Source organism: Pseudomonas sp. BAV 4579 (assembly GCF_009765395.1).
Taxonomy (GTDB): Bacteria; Pseudomonadota; Gammaproteobacteria; order Pseudomonadales; family Pseudomonadaceae; genus Chryseomonas; species Chryseomonas aestiva.
The window spans coordinates 1-6,944 of record NZ_WHOV01000194.1 but is presented as its reverse complement, the minus strand read 5'-3'; the positions used below and the strand labels follow the sequence as shown (position 1 = coordinate 6,944).

Genomic DNA, 6,944 nt, shown 5'->3' with positions numbered 1-6,944 from the left:
CTCTGGCCTGCATTGATCGCTGTTGGCGCGTCGACTTTTCAGACAAACCCTAGTGTCAACCAAGCAACTACCTGCTCTCCCCTCCTGGACCACTACCTCCCGACAGTCTTGTTGAGAGCGGTCGTAAGGCGACGCCAACGTTCTTAGGCGAAAGCCCGCTACTTCGAAAACTGTCCCGGTTAGGTGGCGCGCAACCACTAAGGGCGCAGCCGTACTGGATCAATCCCGCCGTGACTATTTCTAGCAATCTATGCAAGTGGTCCATTACACCTCTCCAAATAAACTTCAGCCAGCGAAGTCACCGTTTGGTCCAGTGCTGTACGGAATACCTAGAAACAAGCAGACCGCGGATCAAACCCACTCTAAATCCGCACAAAAGCTTTCAAACCAGGTAGCACCGCTGCGACCGACCGGTGTGCCCAGGCGGAGCCGGTACCGACCAGACGGGCGCCACGCCCTCCACGAGGTGCGTCGAGCGTGGCGCGGCCTTCTGACACCGCGCTTATTTCAGGCCGTTAAGGCCTAGCAGTTGATCGAACTGCACATGCATCAGAACGCCGAAGGCGTAGCCATCGCGTGGATTGTCGCCACTGAAAGGATTGAGGTAGCTACTGCCGTGGAAGGTGCGGGTCACGTAGGGGCTGAGCACGATGCTGTCGGTCAGGACGAAGTTAGCGTCCAGGGAGAGCGCGTATTCATCGCGTCCCGGCCGATAGTCGCCACCGCCGCTGCTCACGGCATACGCGTCTTCGAGGAAGCGCTGCTGGTGATCGCTGAGCTGTGCCCAGCTCGCCTTGATGGAATAGCTGTCGAACGGTCGGCTGCGGAACGGCGCCGATAGGATCAGACCCAGATCGGCCTGATTGGCCACACCGCTGGCAGTCTCTTCCTCGAATACGTGGGAGAGGCTGCCATGGACGCTTAGGGCGGTAGGATTACTTACCCCAGGCTGACCGCCATCGGCGCGCCAGAAGGTCTGTTTCGCGCCTACATAGAAGCCACTGACGCCGTCGTGGGTCACGGGTGCAGCCTGGCTGGTGACCCGGGAAGTGCCATCGACGGTGTAGTAGGGATCATTTTGTCGACGGTTGTTATAGAACCCCATCAGCTCGAAAGAGGTGGGATAGGTGCTCATCGAAAAGTCGGTACGGTAGGCGATGTTGCCCAAGTAGATGGTGCTCAACGATCCGCCCATGTCCCCCTCGCGCCGCTCCCAGCCATTGGTGAATGGATAGGCGTCGTAGCTACGCCAGGTACCTAACTGAGCACGCCAGCGCGGGGTGAAATCGTAGGCGCTGCGGAAACCCCAGTTGGCATAGGGCGGCGGGTTGATGCCGGCCGTGTCCTGCAGAATCGCCGGACTCACGCAGCCGTAAGGCAAATTGCACAGCGGCAGGGCGAAATAGGTGCCGGCGTTGCTCTTGCCTGCCTCCAGGGTCAGACGATCATCCAGCAGACGCTGCTCATAGGTGAACAACGTCAGGTGGCTAACGCGGGGAATGTAGGGTGATGGCTTGCCCGCCAGCGCGTCGCCAAGCTGAGAGCCGTAGGCGAGGTTCGAGGTCCAGGGCACATAGAGCTGCATGAAATGCACCAGTCCCCCCGGTACGCCGGCAAGCTTTTCCATGTCGAAGTCGGCACCCACCCCGAACAGCGTCAGGGTTCCATGACGGCCGGTGTCGACGCCTGCGCTGGGGTTGGCAAGGTAGAACTGCGTCATGTCCAGGTGCGGGCTGATGCCCTGCTCCTTGAGCCAGCGCCCCTGCTCTTCCAGCGGCCGTCCGGCGGGCGCGGGTTGCCGCGGCTCGACGAACAGTACCCGCGGCCCCACCCGTTCGTTAGGCAGGCTGTCGTCGGTGCTGGAGGGCAGCTGCTGACGCCCCCCCAGATCCAGATCGGCGGCGAACGCCGTTCCAGAATGAAGCACGGCTAGCACCAGGGGGAGAACGAGAAACTTGCCATGATTGATGTTCATGTCGACATCCTTTGTTGTTGTTATTGCGGACACAGTTACCCGCGGCATCGCCAGATGCCTGTGCGGGGGAAGTTGAACGTCTTGATTCAGCCAGCAGTGGCGCCAGCGTCTATCGCCAGATCGGCCCCGGTTATCCAGACGGCCTCATCAGACGCCAGAAAGACTGCCGCCCATGCGACGTCCTCCGGCATGCCCAGCCGTTCGCGCAGGAACTGACGGCTGAGCGCCGTAGGACGCAGCTCAGGATCTCGTGCTATATGAGCCCGCGTGGCTTGCGTCTCGATCAGCCCGGGAGACAGGGTGTTGGCGCGGATGTTGTACGGCCCTCCCTCCATCGCCAGTTGGCGGGTCATGGCCAGCACCCCGCCTTTGCCGGCGCAATGGGCAAGCGCGGGCGAGCCCTCCAGCGCCATCCGCGCATTGGCCGAGGCGAAGTTGAGAACCACCCCGCCGCCGCGTGCCTTGAGCACAGGCCAGGCGGACTGGCAGACCAGGAAGACGATGTCCAACTCACCCGTAAGGGTCCGCCGCCACTGGGCTTCGTAATCCATGTCTTCGATCCAGGCGAAGGCACCGAAGGCTGCGGCGTTGACTAAACAGTCGAAGCCGCCATCGCCCTGGGCACAGGCCCACTCGATCCATGCCTTTACCGCGGCCGGCTGGGTAAGGTCGCAGGTGTATATGGCCAGGTTTTGCAGCCCCTCTGCTCGCGCCAGGGCGAGGGTCTGCTCGGCCGCTGCAGCGTCGCGATCACAGCCCAATACCCGGGCGCCCTGACGGGCGAACAGCAGTGCACAGGCCTGGCCGATTCCATTGCCCACGCCGGTGATGAGGGCAGTCTTGCCGGCGAGCCGGCCACGTTCGGTAGCAGCCATCTCAGGCTTCCTCGACATTGCGGGCGGCGAAGGGAAAGCCGATCCGCGGCCGGCTGCAGAAGGCGCACAGCAGGGCGATGACCGCCATGGGCAGCAGGACCCAGGCCGCCAGGCCCACGGTGGCGGCCAGGCCGCGAGTATGGGCGGTTACCGCGACCACCAGGATGGGACTTAGGAAGGCGCCCAGCGAATAGCTGCCATACCAGGCACCGGTGCCGAAGGCGCGACGCTGCCAGGGCAGTTCGCGCATGTTCCAGATGGCCAGACTCGGTAGCATCAGGCCGCAACCCAGGCCGTTGATCAGCGCCACCAGCAGTATCAGAGAGGCCCGGTCGGCCCAGGGCACCAGCAGGAAGCTGCAGCCGATCAGGCCGAACGCCAGGGCCAGACAATGCGGGATGCGCAGCTTGAGACGTAGCAACAGGTGCACGCTGAGCGTACCCAGCACGATCATCACGCTGCAGGCCGAGGCGATCATGCCGGCAGTGCTCGGCGAAGCCTGGCCGATGTCGCGCAGCATGTAGGCCAGCTGGATCTGCAACACCATGAAGGCAACACCGCCCACCAGGGTTACAAGGCATATGACGGCCAGGAGCGCGGGGCGAAAAGCCTTGGCCTGCTGCGACGCATTCTGGGCATCTTCGGCGCTCAGGCTCTGACGCTGCGGCTCCCACAGCAGGAAGTAGGCAAATACCGCCATGACCAAGGCGACCACATAGACCATGTACGGCATCCGCCAGCCGAGTTCACCCAGGGCACCGCCGATCATGAAGAAGAGGATGGCGGAGCTGGCGGCGAAGGTGGTCTGCAGGGCCAGGTAGCGTTGCCGGAGCGCGCCGCTGTAGTAATCACCGATCAGCGTGGTGCTGATGGTCACGACCACTGCCTCCATGCACCCCAGCAGGATCCGACTGATGATGATCGCATGCAGTGACTCGAGAAACAGCGGCAGCACGCCCGTGCACCCATAGCCCACCATGGCCAGCAGAAGCAGACGTTTGCGGCCCATGCGATCGGCCACGATGCCCATCAGGGGCCCCAGCAGGGCCACCATCAGTCCGGGCACGGCCAGCGAGATGGGGACAAGGAACTGCACGTTGGGCACATCGGCGAAATGCGCCTGCATCTGCGGCAGGCTGGGCGCCACCACAATGGCCGCCATGGGCGCCAGGCAATTGATGAGCAACAACAGGTAGGTGGCGATACGGGCCACGGAATGGCCGGAACGGTCGGGAACGGTCATGGTGTTCTCCTCAGCTTGTTATTGTTGTTCGGTGACTACCTAGACGGCGTCGATCAGCCGTCCAGGGTGCGTTCGATCAAGCTGGCCAGGTCGCCATCGTGCTTGAAGCCCAGCGCCTCGGCTTTGGGGGTAGCCAGGGCGGGATAGCGGGCGAAGGATCGCTCCAAGTCGGGATCGGGGCGGTAGCTGACCAACTGCCGACGGTCTGCGCCGAAACGGGCGCACAGCCCGTCGACGACCGCGGCGAAACTCAGGTGCAGCACCGGCAGCGTCACCGCCCGGCGCTCGACCAGCGCCGCGCTGGGCATGCGCGCGGCGTGCAGCAGGTTGTCGACGCAGCGCGCCGCCGACATCCACCAGGCGGTGCCTTCCGCCGCGACCGGACAAACGAATGCTTGGCCATCGCGCAGTCGCCAGAACAGGTCGCTCATAAAGGCCGACAGCAGGCCGGACGGCTGTGGCGGCCGCGCCACGATGCCAGGCAGGCGCAGGGCGATGCCGTCCAGGCCACCCCGCCGGGAGAAATCGTCCAGCAGCAACTCGCCGATCAGCTTCTGGGTGCCATAGCTCAGTTGCGGTCGCAGCGGGGCCGCCTCGTCCATGGGTTCCATCGGCAGGCGACCGTAAACGGCGATGGTGCTGGCGAACACCACGCGTGGCGGCCAGGTGGGCCTTTGCAGGCCCTCGAACAGCGCCAGGGTGGCGTCCAGGTTGACCCGGCGGCCCAGGGTGTAGTCGCGTTCGGCCAGTCCGCCGGGCACGCTGGCCAGGTGGAACACCATCTCGGCCGGGTGGGCGAGCGCGGCGGCCAGCACATCCGGCTCGGCCAGGCTGCCCGTGAGCGAGTGGATCCGCGGATCGTTCGGTACGTCGGGCAACTGGACGTCCAGCAAGGTCAGGCGCGTCCAGGGCAAGGCCTCGGCATCATCCAGAAGGCGACGTACCAGGCACTGGCCGACGAAGCCGCCGGCACCGGTCACGAGGACATGCATCTCACACCTCCGACGGCAGCGGCGCCGCGACGAATCGGTGATCGATGGCGCCGAACAGGCTCTGGCCATCGAGGCCGGCCATCTCGAACCTCAGCCAATCACCGAAGCTCAGGAACGGCGTGCGCGACTCGCCCTGCTCGAGCTTCTCGATGGCGCGCTGCTCGGCCAGACAGGCCGAGCCCGTGCGACGATAGTCGCGGTTGGAAAAGGTGCCCGAGCCGAGCACGGTCCCGGCGCGCAACCGACGGGTACGTGCCAGGTGCATCACCAGCTCGGGAAAGCTGAAGTCCATCTCGCCGCCATGGGGTTCGCCGAAGCGCTTGCCATTGAGCTCCACGCGCAGCGGTAGCTGGACCCGGCCGTCGCGCCAGGCATCGCCCAGCTCATCCGGGGTTATGGCGACCGGCGCGAACACCGTGCTCGGCTTGGCGCGCAGCGGTCCGAAGCCGATGCTGATTTCCTTGAACAGATGGGCGCGCAGGCTGACGTCGTTGAGCAACATCAGCAGACGGATATGGCCGGCGGCGGCAGCGGGCTGGACGCCCAGCGGCACGTCGTCCAGGACCACGGCCACCTCGCCCTCAAAATCGATATGCTGGTCTTCGCCGGGCACCGGGTAGTCGTCGCAGGGGCCGTAGAAATCGTCGCCGCTGCCCTGATAGATGATTGGGACACCCGCGTCCTTCTTGATGTCCAGGTCGTAGGCCCGTTCCATGAGGTTGCCGTGGGAAAGGAACGCCGAGGCGTCGGCCCATTGGTAGGCCCGTGGCAGGGGCGCCATGACCGCCCGAGGATCGAAGGCGAAGGCCTCCGCGACGCGGCCAGCGTTGAGTTCGGCATAGAGCGCTTCGAGCCGGGGTGCACAGGCCTCCCAGTCTTCCAGCACAGTTTGCAGCCGCGGCATCGATGCCGGGGCGATCACCGCCCGGCGCAGATCACGCGAGACCACCAGCAGCCGACCGTCTCGGCTACCGTCCTTGAGCGAGGCGAATTTCATGGGGCAATCTCCGTTGAGGTGGGGCAAGCCGCCACCTGGATGAGTACGAGCAGGCCGCCACGGGGGATGTGCTGTTGTGCAAGGGCGAAAGTATTCATGGCAGCCCTCCTAGGCGAGCGGGCGACCGCCATCCACGGGGATGACGGCGCCGGTGGTGAAGGTCAGCTGGGTGGCCAGGGCCAGGACCGCTGCCGCCACCTCCTCGGCCCGGGCCAGCCGCTGCAGCGGGGTGCGGGCGGCCTGTTCGTCGCGCCAGGCGCGGTCCAGGCCGGCGACGAATTCGGTGTCGGCCAGGCCCGGGGCGACCCCGACCACCCGGATCCGTGGAGCCAGGGCGCGCGCGAGGGACAGGGTCAGGTTGTCCAGCGCCGCCTTGGACGCGCAGTAGGCCAGGTTACTGCCCATGGCTGTGCGCGCCGCAATGGAGCTGATGTTGACGACCAGGCCGCTGCCCTCACGCTCCAGCAAGGGCCGCAGCGCCCGTACCATCGCCAGGGCGCCGCGCACGTTGGTGGCGAAGATGCGATCGAACAGCGCATCGTCCAGAGCGGCCAGATCGGCGTGCGGTACGAAACGGGTGGTACCGGCGTTGTTTACCAGCAGGTCGCAGCGGCCATAGGTCCGCTTGATGAGCGTGGTCTGCTCGACTAGGGCGGCGCTGTCGGTAACGGGCAGCGGTAAGGCGGCATGGGCCAGTTCGTTCACCGGCAACTCGGCCGCCAACCGGTGGGCAGCCTCGGCGGAGGCGTGATAGCCGACCACCACCGCGGCACCCGCGGCGGCCAGGGCACGGCAGATCGCCGACCCCAGCCCGCCCGCGCCGCCGGTGACCACCGCCACCCGCCCGGCCAGGGGCTGGCCG

At 65.5% G+C, this 6,944-nt stretch carries 6 protein-coding genes; all 6 read right to left on the bottom strand.

The window, feature by feature from the left end; all coding sequences use genetic code 11:
* Nucleotides 1-502: 502 nt before the first annotated feature.
* Complete coding sequence (locus GSQ95_RS24660) at nt 503-1,975, bottom strand: carbohydrate porin (RefSeq protein ID WP_158894743.1); 1,473 nt, start codon at nt 1,973-1,975, stop codon at nt 503-505.
* Between the two features lie 86 nt (nt 1,976-2,061).
* On the bottom strand, nt 2,062-2,850 hold the full coding sequence (locus tag GSQ95_RS24655; protein WP_158894746.1) for an SDR family NAD(P)-dependent oxidoreductase: 789 nt from the start codon (nt 2,848-2,850) through the stop codon (nt 2,062-2,064).
* Nucleotide 2,851: 1 nt separating this feature from the next.
* The gene (locus tag GSQ95_RS24650; protein ID WP_158894749.1) at nt 2,852-4,093 is read right to left on the bottom strand and encodes an MFS transporter; all 1,242 of its coding nucleotides are present in this window, start codon (nt 4,091-4,093) and stop codon (nt 2,852-2,854) included.
* 53 nt (nt 4,094-4,146) lie between these two features.
* Nucleotides 4,147-5,085, bottom strand: a complete 939-nt coding sequence (locus GSQ95_RS24645; protein ID WP_158894752.1) for an NAD-dependent epimerase/dehydratase family protein — start codon at nt 5,083-5,085, stop codon at nt 4,147-4,149.
* A gap of 1 nt (nt 5,086) precedes the next feature.
* Entirely contained in the window at nt 5,087-6,082 is a 996-nt protein-coding gene (locus tag GSQ95_RS24640) for a fumarylacetoacetate hydrolase family protein (protein WP_158894755.1), read from the bottom strand.
* A 108-nt stretch (nt 6,083-6,190) separates the two neighbouring features.
* A partial coding sequence (locus GSQ95_RS24635) for an SDR family NAD(P)-dependent oxidoreductase (protein ID WP_256664709.1) occupies nt 6,191-6,944 on the bottom strand: 754 nt, incomplete at its 5' end.

What these genes read in the sequence shown, in the direction of transcription:
- GSQ95_RS24640 (WP_158894755.1), bottom strand. Translation starts at nt 6,082, where the DNA reads ATGAAATTCGCCTCGCTCAAGGACGGTAGCCGAGACGGTCGGCTGCTG.
- GSQ95_RS24655 (WP_158894746.1), bottom strand. Translation starts at nt 2,850, where the DNA reads ATGGCTGCTACCGAACGTGGCCGGCTCGCCGGCAAGACTGCCCTCATC.
- GSQ95_RS24645 (WP_158894752.1), bottom strand. Translation starts at nt 5,085, where the DNA reads ATGCATGTCCTCGTGACCGGTGCCGGCGGCTTCGTCGGCCAGTGCCTG.
- GSQ95_RS24660 (WP_158894743.1), bottom strand. Translation starts at nt 1,975, where the DNA reads ATGAACATCAATCATGGCAAGTTTCTCGTTCTCCCCCTGGTGCTAGCC.
- GSQ95_RS24650 (WP_158894749.1), bottom strand. Translation starts at nt 4,093, where the DNA reads ATGACCGTTCCCGACCGTTCCGGCCATTCCGTGGCCCGTATCGCCACC.